The sequence below is a fragment of the Chryseobacterium sp. T16E-39 genome (assembly GCF_002216065.1).
Lineage (GTDB): Bacteria > Bacteroidota > Bacteroidia > Flavobacteriales > Weeksellaceae > Chryseobacterium.
Genome location: NZ_CP022282.1, coordinates 765,507 through 783,248, shown reverse-complemented (window position 1 = coordinate 783,248; position 17,742 = coordinate 765,507). Strand labels below are relative to the sequence as shown.

The 17,742-nt window shown below is 35.8% G+C and carries 17 protein-coding genes; 6 read left to right on the top strand and 11 right to left on the bottom strand.

The window, feature by feature from the left end; translation table 11 throughout:
- The first annotated feature begins 8 nt into the window (after positions 1-8).
- A complete protein-coding gene (locus CEY12_RS03340; protein WP_089026343.1) occupies positions 9-464 on the top strand; it encodes a PPC domain-containing DNA-binding protein in 456 nt (151 codons plus the stop codon).
- A 20-nt stretch (positions 465-484) separates the two neighbouring features.
- Here CEY12_RS03340 and CEY12_RS03335 read toward each other — a convergent pair whose 3' ends face one another.
- The 3 genes from CEY12_RS03335 to CEY12_RS03325 all read right to left on the bottom strand — a co-directional run bounded on the left by CEY12_RS03335 (position 485) and on the right by CEY12_RS03325 (position 3,728).
- Entirely contained in the window at positions 485-1,375 is an 891-nt protein-coding gene (locus CEY12_RS03335) for an MBL fold metallo-hydrolase (protein ID WP_089026342.1), read from the bottom strand.
- A 179-nt stretch (positions 1,376-1,554) separates the two neighbouring features.
- A complete protein-coding gene (locus tag CEY12_RS03330; RefSeq protein WP_089029770.1) occupies positions 1,555-2,133 on the bottom strand; it encodes a nucleosidase in 579 nt (192 codons plus the stop codon).
- Positions 2,134-2,495: 362 nt separating this feature from the next.
- Complete coding sequence (locus CEY12_RS03325) at positions 2,496-3,728, bottom strand: MFS transporter (RefSeq protein WP_089026341.1); 1,233 nt, start codon at positions 3,726-3,728, stop codon at positions 2,496-2,498.
- Positions 3,729-3,925: 197 nt separating this feature from the next.
- Between CEY12_RS03325 and CEY12_RS03320 the strand changes: the two genes are divergently transcribed.
- The 4 genes from CEY12_RS03320 (at position 3,926) to CEY12_RS03305 (ending at position 5,704) form a co-directional block, all read left to right on the top strand.
- Entirely contained in the window at positions 3,926-4,519 is a 594-nt protein-coding gene (locus CEY12_RS03320) for a TetR/AcrR family transcriptional regulator (RefSeq protein ID WP_089026340.1), read from the top strand.
- Positions 4,520-4,587: 68 nt separating this feature from the next.
- Entirely contained in the window at positions 4,588-5,046 is a 459-nt protein-coding gene (locus CEY12_RS03315) for a hypothetical protein (RefSeq protein WP_089026339.1), read from the top strand.
- Between the two features lie 2 nt (positions 5,047-5,048).
- Complete coding sequence (locus CEY12_RS03310) at positions 5,049-5,351, top strand: DUF3817 domain-containing protein (protein WP_089026338.1); 303 nt, start codon at positions 5,049-5,051, stop codon at positions 5,349-5,351.
- Positions 5,348-5,704, top strand: a complete 357-nt coding sequence (locus CEY12_RS03305; RefSeq protein ID WP_089026337.1) for a rhodanese-like domain-containing protein — start codon at positions 5,348-5,350, stop codon at positions 5,702-5,704. Before CEY12_RS03310 ends, CEY12_RS03305 begins: the two co-directional genes overlap by 4 nt.
- Before the next feature lie 176 nt (positions 5,705-5,880).
- Here the strand turns inward: CEY12_RS03305 and CEY12_RS03300 are convergent, their stop codons facing one another.
- The 7 genes from CEY12_RS03300 to CEY12_RS03265 form a co-directional block, all read right to left on the bottom strand.
- On the bottom strand, positions 5,881-6,525 hold the full coding sequence (locus CEY12_RS03300; protein WP_089026336.1) for an NADPH-dependent F420 reductase: 645 nt from the start codon (positions 6,523-6,525) through the stop codon (positions 5,881-5,883).
- Positions 6,526-6,615: 90 nt separating this feature from the next.
- The gene (locus CEY12_RS03295; protein ID WP_089026335.1) at positions 6,616-7,224 is read right to left on the bottom strand and encodes a Crp/Fnr family transcriptional regulator; all 609 of its coding nucleotides are present in this window, start codon (positions 7,222-7,224) and stop codon (positions 6,616-6,618) included.
- A gap of 83 nt (positions 7,225-7,307) precedes the next feature.
- A complete protein-coding gene (locus CEY12_RS03290) occupies positions 7,308-8,735 on the bottom strand; it encodes an amino acid racemase (RefSeq protein ID WP_089026334.1) in 1,428 nt (475 codons plus the stop codon).
- A gap of 74 nt (positions 8,736-8,809) precedes the next feature.
- On the bottom strand, positions 8,810-9,766 hold the full coding sequence (locus tag CEY12_RS03285) for a nitrilase family protein (RefSeq protein ID WP_089026333.1): 957 nt from the start codon (positions 9,764-9,766) through the stop codon (positions 8,810-8,812).
- Positions 9,767-10,260: 494 nt separating this feature from the next.
- Entirely contained in the window at positions 10,261-11,055 is a 795-nt protein-coding gene (locus tag CEY12_RS03275) for a helix-turn-helix domain-containing protein (protein WP_089026331.1), read from the bottom strand.
- Between the two features lie 81 nt (positions 11,056-11,136).
- Complete coding sequence (locus CEY12_RS03270; RefSeq protein ID WP_089026330.1) at positions 11,137-11,964, bottom strand: tyrosine-protein phosphatase; 828 nt, start codon at positions 11,962-11,964, stop codon at positions 11,137-11,139.
- Positions 11,965-11,980: 16 nt separating this feature from the next.
- On the bottom strand, positions 11,981-14,893 hold the full coding sequence (locus CEY12_RS03265; RefSeq protein ID WP_089026329.1) for a TonB-dependent receptor: 2,913 nt from the start codon (positions 14,891-14,893) through the stop codon (positions 11,981-11,983).
- Positions 14,894-15,145: 252 nt separating this feature from the next.
- On the opposite strand from CEY12_RS03265, the gene CEY12_RS03260 reads away from it, so the two are divergent.
- Complete coding sequence (locus CEY12_RS03260; RefSeq protein ID WP_089026328.1) at positions 15,146-16,303, top strand: helix-turn-helix domain-containing protein; 1,158 nt, start codon at positions 15,146-15,148, stop codon at positions 16,301-16,303.
- A 5-nt stretch (positions 16,304-16,308) separates the two neighbouring features.
- On the opposite strand, the gene CEY12_RS03255 is transcribed toward CEY12_RS03260, so the two are convergent.
- Complete coding sequence (locus CEY12_RS03255; protein WP_089026327.1) at positions 16,309-17,547, bottom strand: Na+/H+ antiporter; 1,239 nt, start codon at positions 17,545-17,547, stop codon at positions 16,309-16,311.
- Between the last annotated feature and the right edge of the window lie 195 nt (positions 17,548-17,742).

Below are 17,742 nucleotides of genomic sequence, written 5' to 3'. Positions count from 1 at the left end.
TAACCATCATGAATTCACAAATTGTTACCGGTAATCTATGGACTGCTCATAAAATAGAAGATTACTATATTGTAAAGCTTCAGGACAGAGCAAATATTGTAGATGCATTAAATGACTTTATAGCCTACGAACGGATCAGATCCGGGAATTTTTCAGGAGTAGGCATTGTCAGAGATATGACGTTACGCTTTTTAGATCCTTCTGTAAAAAAATATTTATATACCCACCTGAATAGCCCGGTTGAAGTACAGAACATCTCAGGTGCTATTTCTGACCATGAAGGAAAGATCTCCCTGTCTTTGAATGCTACCCTGGAATGGAAAAATGAAACGACCTTATCCGGCCAAATAATGAATGCTAAAGTGTATGGGTGTACAGAATTTTTATTCTACTCACAAAACAATCAAAGCATTGATGAAAATTTCTTAAACCTTTGCAGGACCAGTTTCTGGAGCTTTAATTAATACAATAAACTTACAATCTATCAGATCCTTATTGAATAAGGGTCTGATTGTGCTTTTGGGATCCATTGCCAGCCCTGTTCTGTTTTTCCAATATAGCCTATTCCAGGCCATGGAAGATGGCAGGTGGTTACTAAAGTAGTATTAAGGTAACAACGCTCTAAAATACGCTTCCTTGTTGCTATTCCTTCTTCAAAGTTAACATCCCACTGTGTTCCCCACTCGGGGTAAGCAACCAATAAGGAAGAATGAACCAGATCCACCAGATGTGTAATGGATTGATCTCCGGAAAATACATGGAAAATAATATGTCCTGGGGTATGTCCCGGTGCAGCTTCTGTCCTGATGCATGAAAACAATACTTCACCAGGCTCAAAAATAGTCAGGTCATTTTTAATAGCTTCCAGCGTTTGTATTTGTATCTCTCCGGTCGGAAAAGAAGATAGTTTACTTTCGGAAAAATCTCTTTCTTCAGAAGTCCAGAAATTATATTCGGGTGCAGAAATATAATATTGAGCATTGGGATATCTTCTTTTTCCATCCTGAAGCAGGATTCCACCAATGTGATCACGGTGAGCATGAGTGATCAGTATATCTGTAATATCTTCCGGGGAAATCCCTATTTCGAACAGGCTATTCTGAAGCCATCCTGCATTTAAAGGATCATGATACCCCTCACCTGTATCTACAAGAATATTCTGACTCTCTTTTTTAATGAAAAGTGTCGTAATAGGTATTTCATAATCCGATGCGGGTAAGTATAATTCTTTCAGCGCATTATGAACGTTTTCTTTTGCAATTTCCGGGGCTAAAATCGGTTGTGGATCTCCGATTCCAAAATATCCGTCTGATAAGAGATAAACATCAAAATCTCCCATAGGGATTCTGATGGATGCACTGTTTTTTGGCTGCATGGGCTTTCTGAATTTAATTGATCAGATCATTTGATTCAAATAAGAACCACCAGATCATAAGAACTGGTGGTCATTTGATTGATAGGTTACAAAATTAAATAATTTTATAAATAAAAAATCTACTTTGTAAGAAAATTATATCGATTATCCCTGAAATTTTTGGATGTCCTGCCAGTATTTTAGAATAATAATTTGCTAAATGCTTCGGCAGCCAGATGTACCTGTACGGCCCAGTCATCCGCAGCATCACTTCCTGCATCATCGGAAATATATTTCAGGCTGAGAAAAGGGATTTGTTCCTTCATGGCGATCAAGGCTAAAGGGTACGCTTCCATATCTACAATATTATAGTCTGTTTCTATATGATCCATCTCAAAGCTATCTCCACTTCCGCAAGTTCCTTCCTTTAATCCGTCCATTTTTAATCCATATTCTAACAATGGGGGTATTCCGGATAATGGTGTTTCGTACATTTTAAAACCAAGTCCCCGTACATCCATATCACGCTGAATAAACTTTGTACAGCAAATCACCTCTCCTTTCGTAAAACTTTGACTTCCTGCAGAACCAAGATTGATAATCAGTTTCGGCCTTTTCAAAAGAATTTCTCTGGTTAGTGCTGATGCTGCATTTACTTTTCCTATACCTGTAATGAGTGTGTGAGTGTGCTCAAACAAATCTGCGGCTTCAGATTCCAGGGCAAAAACAAAAAGAGCATCTGATATGTCATATATGTGTTCAGAATTGATTGTTATCATAGGTGATTGCATTTAGAAATAATGACTGCAAATGTATCTATTAAAAAGCATAAAAAAAATCTATGCAAATGGTTTCCCGTAATTATTTACAATACCTTGTATGTACATTGCTATTTGAATTTAAATATTTATTATTATGGCAAAAACATCACCATGGCACAGCAGTGAAATTCATGCAACTGTGCATCACAACAACACTAGTTGTACAGAAGGGAATAACATTGAAACAAGAAACAGAAGATCTGGAACTGGTGGAAAACCATTATGTTCACATTGTGCAAAGCTTAGCTAAAAAGCGTATTAAAAAAACTCATTCCTTTTGGAGTGAGTTTTATATTAATAAATAAGATTTTATTTCGATTTTATTTTCTCAAAAGCTTTTTTCCAAGACGGATACTATACAATGTTATGAAAACCGTAATTACCAGGAATAAACCTCCAATCCATGGTGTACTTCCTATTCCTAAGGATGATGTAACAATCAGTCCACCGGCATAAGATCCAATAGCAATACCGATATTGAATGCTGCGATATTAATTCCTGATGCCACATCTTCAGTTCCCGGAAGTTCTTTTTCAGCAATCTGAACCACTAATAATTGTAATCCCGGAACACTTGCAAAAGATAATGCACCAAGAAGGAATAATGTAATGATACTGAATATCGGACTGTGTACTGTGAAATAAAAAGCAAACAGAACCAGACCTTGAGCAATAAACATCCATAATAATGCTTTTAACGGATTTTTATTGGCTAGTCTTCCACCAATCAAATTACCCAAAGCGATCGCTATACCATAGATCAATAAGATCAGGGTTACAACAGATTCTTTTAACCCTGTTATTTCCTGTAAGATTGGCGATAAATAAGTGAAAACTACAAATGTTCCTCCATATCCCATTGTTGTCATTAAAAAGGCAAAAATCAAGCGTTTATTGCCCAATACTTTTAATTGCTGTTTCAAAGAAGCAGTCTTCCCGTTTTGTAGATGATTAGGGACAAGAATCATACTGGCAAGTAAGCCAATAATTCCTAAAATAGCAACACCGATGAAGGTGGCACGCCATCCGAAATGCTGTCCGATAAATGTTCCAAGAGGAACGCCCGTAACAATAGCCAACGTAAGTCCTGCAAACATAATGGAAATAGCAGTTGCCCTTTTTTCTTCAGGAACCAAAGATGCCGCAATCGTTGATCCTATAGAAAAATACACACCGTGTGCAAAACCAGTTAAAATTCGGGCTAAAATCAAGGTGATAAATCCTGGTGCTATGGAAGCTAAACCGTTCCCAATGACAAATAATATCATGATAGAAACCAGAAGTATCTTACGCGGAACTTTTCCTGTTAATGCGGTCAGTACAGGCGCTCCGATTGCGACTCCTATTGCGTACAGACTTACCAGCAATCCTGCAGATGGAATGGATATTCCCAGATCTCCGGCTACTGTAGGTAAAAGACCTACAATTACAAATTCTGTAGTTCCTATACCAAATGCACTGATCGTTAATGCCCAAAGTGCAGTGGGAAGCCCCTTTTTTATCTTTTTGGTTTCTGTTTTATAGGAAACCGAAAGTTCGTTTTGTTCGTTCATTGTATTATGTTTTTGTTTGTTATTTTAACAGGACAAAGTTCCGATGAATTATTGTATTATAAAAATTACTTAAATAGTAGTTTATTATCAGAATAATAATACTTTCGATATTTTAAAATTGTCGTATTGTATTTGAAATGAATTTGAAATGAATAAAAAAAATTGTTTATTTGTAAAAAATACCAACCAGTATCTCAATGAAAAAATCTGAAGCTACCCGATTGAATATTCTTCAAAAAGCATTTGAATTGATCTATTCTAAAGGCTATCAGACGACGAGTATAGATGAGATCATTGCAACAACACAGGTAACAAAAGGAGCCTTTTTCTATCATTTTAAAACAAAAGATGAAATGGGATTGGCCATCATCAATGAATTATTAAAGTCCGCCTCCTTTAAAAATACCTTTATTACCCCTTTTCAAAATACAGACGATCCGTTGGAAGCCATTTACGAACTGATGAACTCTCTCTTAATGAAAGACGAATTCTTAAAGGTTGAATATGGCTGCCCGGCATCAAACTTTACACAGGAAATGGCTCCCTGGAATATTGAATTTACAAAAGCGCTTAATGATCTTTCAAAGCAATGGGAAAGCGCAATGATTTCTGCTATTGAAAAAGGGAAGGAAAATGGGCAGGTAAATAAAGAAACAAACTCCAAAGGGGTCGCTGTTTTTGTAATGTCCGGGTATTGGGGACTTAGAAATTTAGGAAAATTAGAGAATAGCAAATCGGTTTATCTGACTTATTTAAAGCAACTTAAGTCTTATTTAACAACACTCAAATAATTTTTTCCTAAAAAACATACTAATTAGTATGTTTTATTATATCTTTGTCTGCGTATTAAAAACAGTATATGTATCAGACACTTACTTTCCTTCATTCTATCTTCAGATGGCTGGTTCTATTAAGTCTTATTTCCGCCATCTTCCGGGCTTACAAAGGCTATTCTTCAAATACTTTATTTTCCAAAACCGATGACTCGGTCAGGCATTGGACCGCAACCATTGCACATATTCAGCTTGTTTTAGGGATTACGCTCTATTCTCAAAGTCCGATTGTTTCTTACTTCTGGAAAAACTTTAATACCGCTAAAGAAAATTTTGACCTGTTATTTTTTGGATTGATCCATATTTTCCTGATGCTGGTCTCCATTATTATTATAACGATCGGCTCTGCATTGGCAAAACGTAAACAGACTGATAAAGAAAAATTTAAAACAATGTTGATATGGTTTGGCTTTGGACTATTCATCATTTTTATAGCCATTCCATGGCCCTTCTCTCCTCTTGCAAACAGACCTTATTTCAGATAATTATGACAGATTTATTTAAAACCAAAATCGGACGCTTACGCATCATTGCTATTTTAGAAGGAATTTCATTATTAACCCTGGTGTTCATTGCCATTCCAATGAAATATTGGATGGGAAACCCATCTCTTGTAAAAATGATGGGACCTGTTCACGGAACATTATTCCTCCTGTTTCTTTTTAATACCCTGAGTGTGGGTGTAGAACAGCATTGGAAATTCAAAGAAATAACATGGAAGGTTTTATTGGCATGCTTTGTTCCTTTTGGAACCTTTTATATTGATAAAAAAATCCTGAGTAAATTATGAAAGATGTATTGACTTTATGTGGTATAATTCTCTGTATTTATATCGTTTACCGGGTTTATAAGTACCAAACACTCGATGAAGGGTTGCCTCAATTGGTGAAAAATGGTGCGGTAATTCTCGATGTACGAACGGAAAAAGAATATAAAACAGGGCACATTAAAGGCTCAGTGAATATTTCTTTAGGAGAAATCAGGGAACGGTATATCGAACTGGATCCTGATAAAACGTACATTACGGTTTGTTCGCATGGGCTTAGAAGCGTGAAAGTTGAAACGATCCTAAAAGAAAAAGGATTTAAAAAAGTGTATAATGGAGGAGCGTGGAGTGATTTGAAGAAAAGTTTAGGTAGTTGAAAATGGAAAGTGGAAAGTTGAAAATTAGATATCAGATATTAGATGTCAGATTTGTAAATTATGGGTTAAAGATAAAATTGTTTATGTATTTAAAATCCTAAGATTATAAAACACCAAAACATTCAAACCCGCATCTCGTAACTTTCAATTTTCAACTCTCAACTTTCCACTCTCTTTTAAATTTTTTGTTTTGCTTCTGATAAAGTCACTGGTTTTCCCAATGCTCCGAATTCATGAAGATCACCAAAAACTTCAATCCTGATCGACTGATTGATCCCTCCTATTCGTAAAGCATCAAAACCACTATCATTAATTAACTTTTCTACCTGAGGATCAATGCTCGTATCATCTGTAGCATAGAATAAAACTGCTTTTTCAGGAGTCTGAAACGCCGCCTGGGACAAAGTTCCGGCACCCAAAGTACCTAATACCTTAACCAATTTGGCATGCTGAGGAAGAAATGTTGCATTAATTTCTCCGGCTGATTCCTTTTCTCCGATAATTTTTTTGAATCCTCCCCCTTCTTCCGGAGCTATTGGATTAGATGGATCAACAATGATTTTACCTTCCAGATCCGCGGCATAATCTTTCATAAACCCACCAATTGTCCCAAAAGGAATTGCCAAAACAATAATGTCTGCATTTTTTACAGCTCCCGGAATATCACTTGCCTGTGCATTCCATTTTTCAGAAAGTTCTTTTGCTTTTTCTGTATTGCGATCAGCAGCAATAAATGGGGTATTTGATTTTGCAAGGTTTCCTGCTACTGCCTGACCGATATTTCCCAATCCGATCACGGCTACTTTTGATGATGTTGTCATATTATTTTTTTTTAAAATTTATAATACAAATATCATCAGGAAGAAGCCTCTTTTCCAATAAACTATGTCAAGAAAGAGTCTTGATCTGGTTTAAGATTTCGGCTTAACAAGTCTTGCTCTCATTCTGCTGAGAAATTCGGGAGTAATTCCCAAAAAAGAAGCAATTTGTGTCTGTGACAATCGGTTAGACAGCTGAGAATAGGTTTGTATAAAGGAGATATAGCGTTCTTCAGCGGTTGAACTTATATTTTGTAATAAGCGGTTTTGTATGGTTACAAAACTATTTTCAAGCAACACCCTGAATATCCTGTCAAATTTCGGGGCATTTTTATACAGTGTAATTAAATTCTCATGGTTGATCTGCAGGATCATCGTATCTTCTAAAGCATCAATATTGAGTTCTGAAGGTAGTTTTTTATGAAAACTCCGGATATCATTGATCCACCAATTTTCAGGAGCAAACTGAATAATATGGGTATTCCCTTTTTCATCTACTTTGTATAAACGCAAACATCCACGAACCACAAAGTTGAATTGATTACATATATCTCCTTCCTGCAATACATATTGTTTTTTCCTGTACAATCTTGGTTTGAAAAGTTCTGTAACAAGTTCACGCTCCTGCTCATTTAAAGGAATCAGTTTATTAAAATAATTGATTAAGGGCTCTACGGAAGCTTGTACAGGATTTTCTTTCATACTGGGTTTTCTGGTAACAAATTTACTATTCCTTGTTCAATTATAGGTGTTTGTTTTGTCTCCTTTTTAAATAAATTATATTTTTACACCTGTTCTGCGATTCTTACACATTCTTTTGCAAGAATGAGTGTGGGATCTATTAAGGGGACCTTTTTATGTCCACTAACCAGAAATTCCTGATCCTGAAACAACAATGGAAGCTCAGTGCATCCAAGGATAATTACGTCAGCATTTGAATCAATCAAGTGTTGTATTGCTTTCAAAACATATTCTTTACAGGCTCCATTATTATAGCCGGCCTTAATGCCTTCTCTGCCATAGATACTCTTCATAACAAGATGCTGATGTTCCTGGTCAGGAATCTTTACATGAATACCATAGCTCGTCAGAACATTGTGATACACTTTACTTTCAATAGTTCCGGTAGTTGCCAGGAGTCCTACATTAACTTTACTCCCAAACAGGTTTACAATATGCTTAGCGGTTGTATCCAGCATATTGATAATAGGAACACTAAGATGCGATTGGATGCTGTTAACAAAAGCATGTGCAGTATTACATGGAATAGCAATGGCATCCGCTCCTTCTGCTTCCAACTGTTTGCAGGTAGAGAACATCGCAATGGTAGGATCTGTATCATTATGGATGAGATGAGCCGTTCTGTCAGGAATTTGAGGGTTCTGCTCTACAATCATTTTGATGTGATCCTGATCTTTTTTTGCTGAAGTATTTTTAACAACCTTATTCATGAAGTCAACGGTTGCTGAAGGGCCTACTCCGCCTAAAATCCCAAGTTTAAAAGGTCTTGAATGTTTTTTATCCTTATTATTTAAGGCATAATCAGCATAGACCTGATTGATATCAATGACCTTTATTCCTCTTTTTCTTAACGAATCTGTTACCAGTGAGATCTCTGTAATGCATGGCAAAATGACCTCGCACTGATGTTCCAATTCAGAGCATATATCGTAAATGTGTTCTAAAGGAAACCCGTTCAGAACCCCATTTTTAATTCCTTTTTCATCATATATGGCATCCATTAACTGATCCTGTTGCTTTGGAAATATCAATTCATAGTCTTTAAAATAAGTATGAAGGACAGACGAATCTTTAATAAAATTAGAGGTCAAAATCCCGATCCTTGCCCCTTTTTGTAAGGTCGTCTTCAGATGCTCAAGTATTGCATCATAGAGACTAATAATGGGAATCGTTATTTCTGTCTGAAGTTCATTTAAAAAAGAATGACTGGCAAAACACGGTAAGAGAATTTTAGTCATATTCTGTTCTTCAAATCTCTTGCAGATATTATAGGCATAAAACTTTCTCGACTGGATATCTTCTTTGTGATGCAAAGGCACATCCATCTGTTGATAGGGCTTTTGCTCAAATGTAAAATGATAGTTCAACTGATTTGCCAGAACTTTTGGAGATTTCAAAAGTTTAAAAAATAAATCCCCTCCAGCCAGTGTGCCCAGACCTCCTATTATTGCTAATCTCTCTTTAATTTCCATGACATCTTTTTTGGTAATGAAAGCACAAATTTAGGTAATAAAAGTAGTCATATCCTGGGAATTTTGGGTTTCATTTAATCATTTTCTGATGGAAGCCATACTACTTTTTGTTCAGATTGATGTTCCTGCCCGATGATATCCCGATATAGCTCAGGTCTTCTCGCTTTGACATAACGGGATCCGCCGGCTTGTGTTAGCTTTTCAGGATGAATCGTTGCAGTCACAAAGCTGTCTTCGAATGAACGGCATTCCGACAGAACATCTCCAAAAGGATCAATGACCATAGAACATCCATTTTTAAGCTGATCATCATCCATTCCAATAGGATTTGAAAAAACAACATAGATTCCATTATCATAAGCTCTTGATGGAAGCCACTTCATCAGCCAGTCCCTTCCCTTCATGCCATCAAATTCAAGACGTAATGAAGTAGGATCAGTCTCCCTGTTCTCCCAAAGTATCGGGTCTACAAATCCTGCTCCAGGTCTGGAAGAAGGCGTACACATAGTAACATGAGGCATGAAAATAACCTCTGCACCCAGGAGTTTGGTTGCTCTTACGTTTTCAATAATATTGTTATCGTAGCAGATTAAAATTCCAAACTTCCATCCATGGATCTCAAAAATGCAATATTGTTCTCCCGGTCTAAGATGAGGATTAATAAAAGGATGTAATTTCCGGTACTTCGCTACGAGTCCATTTTTATCAACGCATACATACGCTTTGAACAGGTTATCATGTTCGTCTTTTTCAAAAAGGCCCGCTAATATGGTAATATTATTTTCGGATGCTATTTTTTGTAATCTTTGAATACTTTTACCATCAGGAATTATTTCGGCAATCTCAAGCATTTGTTCTCTGTTGAGCTTTCTTGCAAAAGTATATCCGGTAATGGAGCATTCATGAAATGCGATAATGTGTGAGCCTTTAGCAGCGGCTTCTTTACTTAGTTTTTCTATTACTGAAAGATTATAAGCTTTGTCCCCACTTTTATTTTCGAATTGTGCGGTTGCAATTTTAAGATTGTTCATATTTTTTTTTAAGCAAAAGTAGATGGACTGAAGAATCGGAAATTGTAAAAAACCGCCATTTATTGGTTATGATTTTGTTTCTCGCAGATCAAACAGATGGTTATCCATTTTAATAATTTAGAGTGTTTAGATTCCTACGGAATGACAAATATGGACTTTTGGCTTATGCGCAAAGTTGTCATTCCGTAGGAATCCAAACTATTATTATCAATTTAATGAGCGTTAAATATTTTTAAAATCTTTGATTTTTAAGGAACTTAAGTGTACTTTTTATGCAGCATGTATGAAACTTAAAATTACTAAAGTGTTAAAAAACTTTCGTGACTTTTGTAGTTTAGTTTTATTTCCCACAAATAACTCAGATTTACACAGATTTTTGATTTCTCTTTTCTCGCGGATCTGGCAGATAGAGCAGATGTTTGATAATATTTTAAAATTCAAAATAATAATCCGCATCATAAAAAATCTGCCTCATCTGCAAGCAAAAAAACTCATTACAGCTCTATAAAGTTAACAGCAAGCTTATTTTTCGTTTTAAGATATTGACTTGGTGTCAGCCCTATTGTATTTTTAAAATCCTTGATCAGGTGAGATTGATCGGAATATCCTGCTTCATAGGAAAGGCTGGTCATATTTGTTTTATTAGTGTCATTCTTCATCAGACTTAGAAAGTGATGCAGCCGTATAATCGTATTGTATTTCTTGGGAGATATTCCAATATGACTTTCGAATTTTCGTTCAAGATGGCGTTCAGAATATCCTGTGAAATGCTCCAAATCCTTTAGGGATGCTGTTCCTTTATTTTGTAGAAGATATTGCTGAGCTTTTATAAGCCATAAATCTGAAGTTTCTTTTTTAGAAATCAATTGCAAAAAGAATGCATTTAAATCATTAATAATAGATAAAGGATCAGTTTTTTGATAAAGACGTTCCTGGAACGGAATTAATTGATCCTTTAAAATATCTGTACTTGAAATGATCTCATTTTTGATTTCTTTTGCCGCAACATTAAAAAGCAGATTAAAAAAATAAGGTTGAAAAACGACAGCAAGTAACGAGAATGAACCTTTCGTTATGAGATCTTTATAGTGTGTAGGCTGTCCGTAAAAAAAGGATAATGGTAGATTTTTGTTTCTACTGTCATGCATATTCATATCCGCAGAAATGATTAGACCTGTATTTCCGTCCGCAAATAAGCGCATATTTTTACTATCATTTTCAGGATTTTCTAAAAAGATATAATGTTTGATATAGCAGGCTAATTGCTTTGGCGGAGAAATTTGCATCATTCAAAATTAGTTAAAAATAAACAAATAAGCTGCCTCACATTGGAGACAGCTTATTCTATTTAAATCTAACTGAGTATTGTTTTAGTGGGTATATTTTTGCTTTAAAACAGCTATTTCATTAGGTCCGATTCCCATTTCTACCTGAAAGAAATTTTCAACACTTCCATATTTTTTATTGATCGCTGCGAAGAAATTTCTGATCAATTCGGGTCTTAGTTCCATCTGCTTTTTGATTTCATTCTCACTCATTCCTGCCATTTTAGAAAGTCCGGAATACATTTGCTTCATAGTAGGATTTTTCGCCAGATAAAAATTGGAGGCTACATAATCGCTTTCAATGACCTCCTGAGGAACTCCTAATATCTTTAAAAATAAGGCAGAAGCCATTCCCGTTCGATCCCTTCCCCCCGTGCAATGGTACAAAAGAGCTTCGTTTGGCTGTAAAGTAAGCAGTTTTACGAACAAAGGTCTGTATCGCTCTCCAAAGTAAGGTAGTCCACCCTCTCCATACATATCGAAAAGGAAATTTTTATCCTTTAGAAACTTTGCCATATCCTGAGCTGTCGGAAGATTATTACTTCCTGCCGGGCAAAGAAGGTATGCTGTATTTTGCGGAAGTCTGTCCGGAGCTTTTTTAGCTTCTTCAATTCCTCTGAAATCTACTACAGTTACAATCTTTTTATCTTTAAATGTTTTTAAATCCTTATCTGACAATTTATCAATGGCGTCACTTCGGTATACTTTCCCCAATACCACTTCTTTACCATCTGCTGTTTTGTAGCCTCCTGTATCTCTGAAATTATAAGCGCCTTCCATTTTTACAACACGACGAAGACTGTCGCTGATCTGTGCATTTGCTGTTGCTCCCAATGCAACCATCATGGTCATTGTTACTATTAATTTTTTCATTTATCTTATTTTAATTTTAAAATATTTGCCAACGAACCCCCATTTGTCCTCTGCTTCCATACCATTCGTTTGAAGTCACCCTTTTTTTGTTATCACCCATGTATAACCTGAGGCTTTCATTGCTTAAATTATTCAGCTCTATGAAAATCTTCACTTTTTTACTGATATCATAACTTGCAGAGAAATCAACAGTAAAATTCTTATCCGACCAGATATAGTAATCAGGACCTAATTTCTGATTGATGGTTTCCACTGATTTGCCTCTGTAATTTCCAGCAAGACGAATCATTAGCTTTTTACTTTCATAATACAGAATCGCGTTAAAGAGATTCCTGGACTGGTTAGGAAGGGTCGTTTTATCAAAGTATTGAATACCATTTATAGTTCTTGGAACCTCTACTTTTGAGTCGATGAATGTATAATTAAATTCTACCCCAAAGCCATTCCAGAATCCTGGTAAGAAGTCAAGACGTTTATTGATTCCCGCTTCAAAACCGAAAAGATTGGAGTACTGAAGGTTTTTAGATTGGGTAACCATATAATCTGTTCCTCCGATATTCAGCATGGAAGTATCTGAAAAAACGATATTTGAAATCTTTTTATAAAATACCCCGCCTGAAAGAATCCCAATATTATTGAAATAGTATTCACCCATCATGTCAAAATTATGACTGAATGTAGGCTTCAAATCAGGATTTCCTCTTGTAATGGTAAAGGGATTTGAAGTATTGTCAATACTTGACCCTGGTGACATATCTCCAAAATTGGGACGGATAAATGATCTCGTATAGGCGAATCTCAGACTTGCTTTTGGTGACAGATTATACCGCAAATGAAGCATAGGCAAAAACGCATTATAGTTGCTTTCTACAACCGATGGACTGATCACTGTCGTTGCAGGCGTTCCTTCTTTTGTAGCTTTTGCACCATTTAGGGTTAATCTTGTTGTTTCATTTCTGAACCCTCCTACAATTTTAAATTTATCACTGGCTTTAATTTCTGCCATAGCGTACGTGGCAAAGACAGATTCTTCTCCCGTGTAAACACTTGTAGCATTGGATTCTGCACTTGAGAAATCCTTGAATCCAAACTGTTGCATAAACTCAGGTGAAAACATCTGGAAAAGTTGATCTTTCGTTGGCGGACTCATCACATAGGCATTGTAATTTCCATTCATTCCATTCAGAAAAGTAGTTCCTGTTGGCGGATCTGTCGTGGTCAATTGAGAAAGGCTTAATAATGCAGGGGAATTTGGGATTCCTAAAGAAGCTCCGGGAAGAAAAACAGCATTGTAGCCGAATGTACTTGTACGGTCTTTATCACGGTATTTAGCACCAACTTTCAACGTTATGTTAGAATTAACATCATATTTTAAGTTCACCCTTGCAATCTTATCCCTTTCATTATTATCCAGTTTTGAAATGACCAGCTGAGATAACAATAATTTATTCGGATTCATCTGCTCATTAGGGTCTTTTACATCTGATCCGTAATCCAGGTACTCACCTCCTATTCCATTCGGTGAATCAAATCCCCAATATCGTTTTCCATCGCTGGAAAGATTATTGAATCCACTGTTTATTTTCTGTCTGAAAGTAGAGATCGGAAGCCCTTTAATTTCATTTGTGGGCGGGGTATCCAGGAAGTATTTAGCCTGGTAATCACTTAGCATCCAATCCAGACTTAATTTAGAGGAAAGACTGTGTTCACCTCCAAGCTCCATTCCATACAATTCAGTCTGATAGTGAGAATATCTGAAATTATACTGATACCGTGTGTTTGTGTAGTCTACATACGATTCGTAAACAGGACGGATATCATCAAATTTATTAAACATCCCTCGGAAATAAACTTTGTTATTGGCATTGAACTTATATTCCAGCCCTCCATTCAATCCTATCGTTCTTCGAGTTCCCATATATCTTTTCATCATAATGGTACTGATAGATTTTTTCTCAACATCACTGGCTGCACCCGTATTATAAGTAACATCAAATGAATCCGCTCCCCACTGTCTGTCCCAAATAGCTCCCGATAAAAGGACTCCAAGTTTATTCTTGAAAAAACGATCACCATATACAATGGATCCATTATAAGTTCCATCCTGGGAAAATGTATTATAACCCCCAGCACCACTTACACTCAGGGTTTTCTTTGCTGGGGCAGTTCTTGTTATAAAATTAATGCTTCCACCAATCGCATCACCATCCATATCAGGAGTAATAGCCTTTGAAACCTGAACGAATTGGATCAATTCAGAAGGGACAACATCCAGGACGAAAGAACGATTTCCTAAAACATTGGCACTCGGTAAACGATTTCCGTTGAATAATGCCGAAGTCCATGCAAAAGGAGTTCCTCTTACTGTTGCCTGATCTGCTTCCCCATGATACCTTGCTACTGCAACTCCCTGAACTCTTTGTACTGCTTCTGCAGCATTTCGATCCGGAAGTTTTCCGATAGCATCTGCTGCAATAACTTCCATAATGGCATTGTTATTCTTTTTTATTTCATAGGCTTTGGCTTGCGTTAAAGCATTGGATCTGGTAAATACAACTTCCTGTATATTTCCCACCTTATCTTTAGCAGATTTTTCTTCAGGGGATATTGTTATATATCCGATGTCATTCGTTCCTTCTTTAATGATAATCGGGAAGAGTTTCGTTTCGTAGCCAATATATTCTACTTTAAGGCTGACCTCACCCAATTTAGGTGACAGGATATTGAAATCTCCATCTAAAGATGAAACGGTTTTAGCTTCTGCATCTACAATAGAAATATTAGCTCCGGGAAGGGCACCGTTTGTTTTACCTACAACAGTTCCCTTAATAGTTTGTGCATGAATGGTTCCAAAAGAAGCCAATAAGAAAAAAGCAGATACCTGAATGATTCGTGACTTATGCTTTGAAAAACCAATAGAGTTGTTCATCGTTTTTTTTGACAAAATTGGACAGATTGTTATTCTTTATCGTCCTTCAAAAAAAATCATCATCACAAACGTATCACTCGTTGGATTGATACTCTACACTGTCTGATTAACAGTTGATTACATTGATTTAACTAATTGTTATTTATTTATGAACCGTATATTAATAAGCATGCAAAAATTGTAATAGATATATAATAACTCCACAATGAATAAGTCTTCTTTTTGTATTTATTTTTGTAAAAAACCTAAGGAATGCAATACATTATCATTATTGGAGCCTTTCAGGCACTTGTAGCACTTTGGCTTTTACAGTTTAAAGAAAGGAAATCACCTTCGAATTATCTGTTTATTTTTCTGCTTTCAGCCATTGCGGTTCATTTGATCATAAAATTTGTGATCTTCAATTTTATTCCCGATGAAAGTATCAGACAGCAGATGAATACGTTTATTGGTGTGTGTTATGGTCCTTTGGTTTATTTATATATGTTAAGCAAAACAAAAAAAGGATTTTCCATCGCCAGTAAGTGGTATATTTTTATACCTCTCTTTTTGCTGATGATCGCTTATTTTACCATTTCGTGTGTTTTTGTTATTCTCAATCATGTTGATCAGAATTTATTGGATCTTTACAATGATTTCAGTCTGGATCTAATTTTTATGGTGAATTTGTATTATCCTGTAAAAAGCATTCTTATTGCAAGAAAAAGCAAATCTAAAACCCTTGACAGTATTGAATATGATATTATTACGAGGATCTCGTACTGCCTTTTATTGATGGAATCCGGGGTGATTATTTCTAAAACCCTGCTCTATATCAGACCGGAAGATGCCCATATTATTAATATTTCGATACGATGCATCGCTTACTTTTTATTGTTAATGATTTGTCTTTTAATCATAAGAAAAAGTCTCAAAACTGAAATGATGAATGTTCAAGAGATCCACTCCGATAATAGAGTGAAAATTTCTGTACATCAAACTAATACTGTTTTAAATACAATTGATTATGAATTGAAATTCAATGAGTTGTGGCATAAAATGGATTCTTCGATGAAAAGACAGGAATTATTCAGAAATTGTGATTTAAATCTTGATGAACTGGCTCATAAAACGGAGATCAATAAGTATCAGATCAGCGAAATGCTGAATGGGTATAAAAACAAACCCTTTTATCGTTATATCAATGAATACAGGATTGATTATTTTAAAAATATCGTAGAAAAAGCTATCGAGAAAAATGAGAATATTAATTTTTTATCCTTTGCATACGAAGCAGGATTTAAATCAAAATCTTCTTTTAATCGTTATTTTAAAGAAATCATTGGCCAAACACCTTCAGCTTATTATAAAAGTCTTACCCAGGAAAACAAAGAAGAGAGATTTGAAAATTTGTACAGGGGAAGTGCTTAATTGTTTTATAACTTAAATTTCTTTACGATCCAAGGCAAAGTAAGGCCTTGCCCCAACAATGAAATCAATACTACAACTACAGACAGAAAGATAATTTCATTACGCATGGGAAAAGCTTCTCCTCCATTAATATGAGTTGGTAGACCTAATGCAATCGCTAAGGAAACAATCCCCCGCATTCCGGACCAGGTAATGATAAAACTTGTTTTAGAGTCAAACAAGGCATCTTCGCTGATTCTCCTTTTACCTTGAAAGGCTTTTTGAAGATTAAATTGTTGCAAATAGACCCTTGCCATCCTGATCAACAAGGTCACCAGAACGATGATTCCTGCATAACCTGCATACGTCCACACCTGAAACTGAGGCATTTTCTTTAAAATAATTGGAAACTCCAGACCAATCAATAAAAAAATCAGCCCATTTAGAAGAAAAATAATGATATCCCAGAAATTCCGGGATTGCTCCTTGACATGATCAGGAAATTTGGTTCTGCTCAGTTTAGACATTCCTAAGCCTAAGCAAACTACCGCAATAACTCCGGATACTTTGAAGTGTTCCGCAATAAGGTAGGTGACAAAAGGCATTAAAAGAATTAAGCTATTGACAACCATTGCATCCTTACGGAAAAAGCCTATAGTAAGCCGTAATGCAGTGAAAATAACCCAGCCTACAAGAAAGCCACCTCCCAAGACACATAAAAACTCAATAGAAGCTTTCCAGGTTACAAAAGCAATACCTGTCACAGCAGCGACTGCAAAGCGATAAGCTACCAATGCGGAAGCATCATTAATAAGACTCTCTCCCTCCAGTATGGTCATTGTTTTATGAGATAAGCCCAATCCTTTGGTTACCCCTAATGCCGCTACTGCATCAGTTGCAGAAAGAATAGCTCCTAAAACAAAAGCTAATGGCCACGTCATACCGGGAATTAAATAATGGGCAATAACAGCAATCCCTATTGTTGTTAAGAATACCAACCCTATTGCTAAAGTACCTATTGTATTGAGATTGGTTTTAAACTGTTGAAATGAAATATTAAAAGCCGCGTCATACAATAAAGGAGGTAGAAAAAGCAACATGATAATTTCCGGGTTGAGCTCAATTTCAGGCATCGCGGGAACAAAACCAATCATAACACCCACAATTAACAGCAGCATTGGTACCGGGATTTTAATCTTACCTGCTAAACCGGAAACTCCGATCATTAAGGCCATAATCACTAAAATGACAGCATAGTTTTCCATCAGGCAAATTATATTTCAGAGAATTGTATACTTGTTGAACGCATAAAAGTAACAAAAATAATTATTCATAAACGGGAAATACCTTCATTTTTTTCCTGCATTTTTATCAATAAACAGCCCTTCGCATATTGGAAACAAGACTATAAAATAATGATTTTTAATAAATTGAATATTGGAAGAATGGCTTAGCTTGGT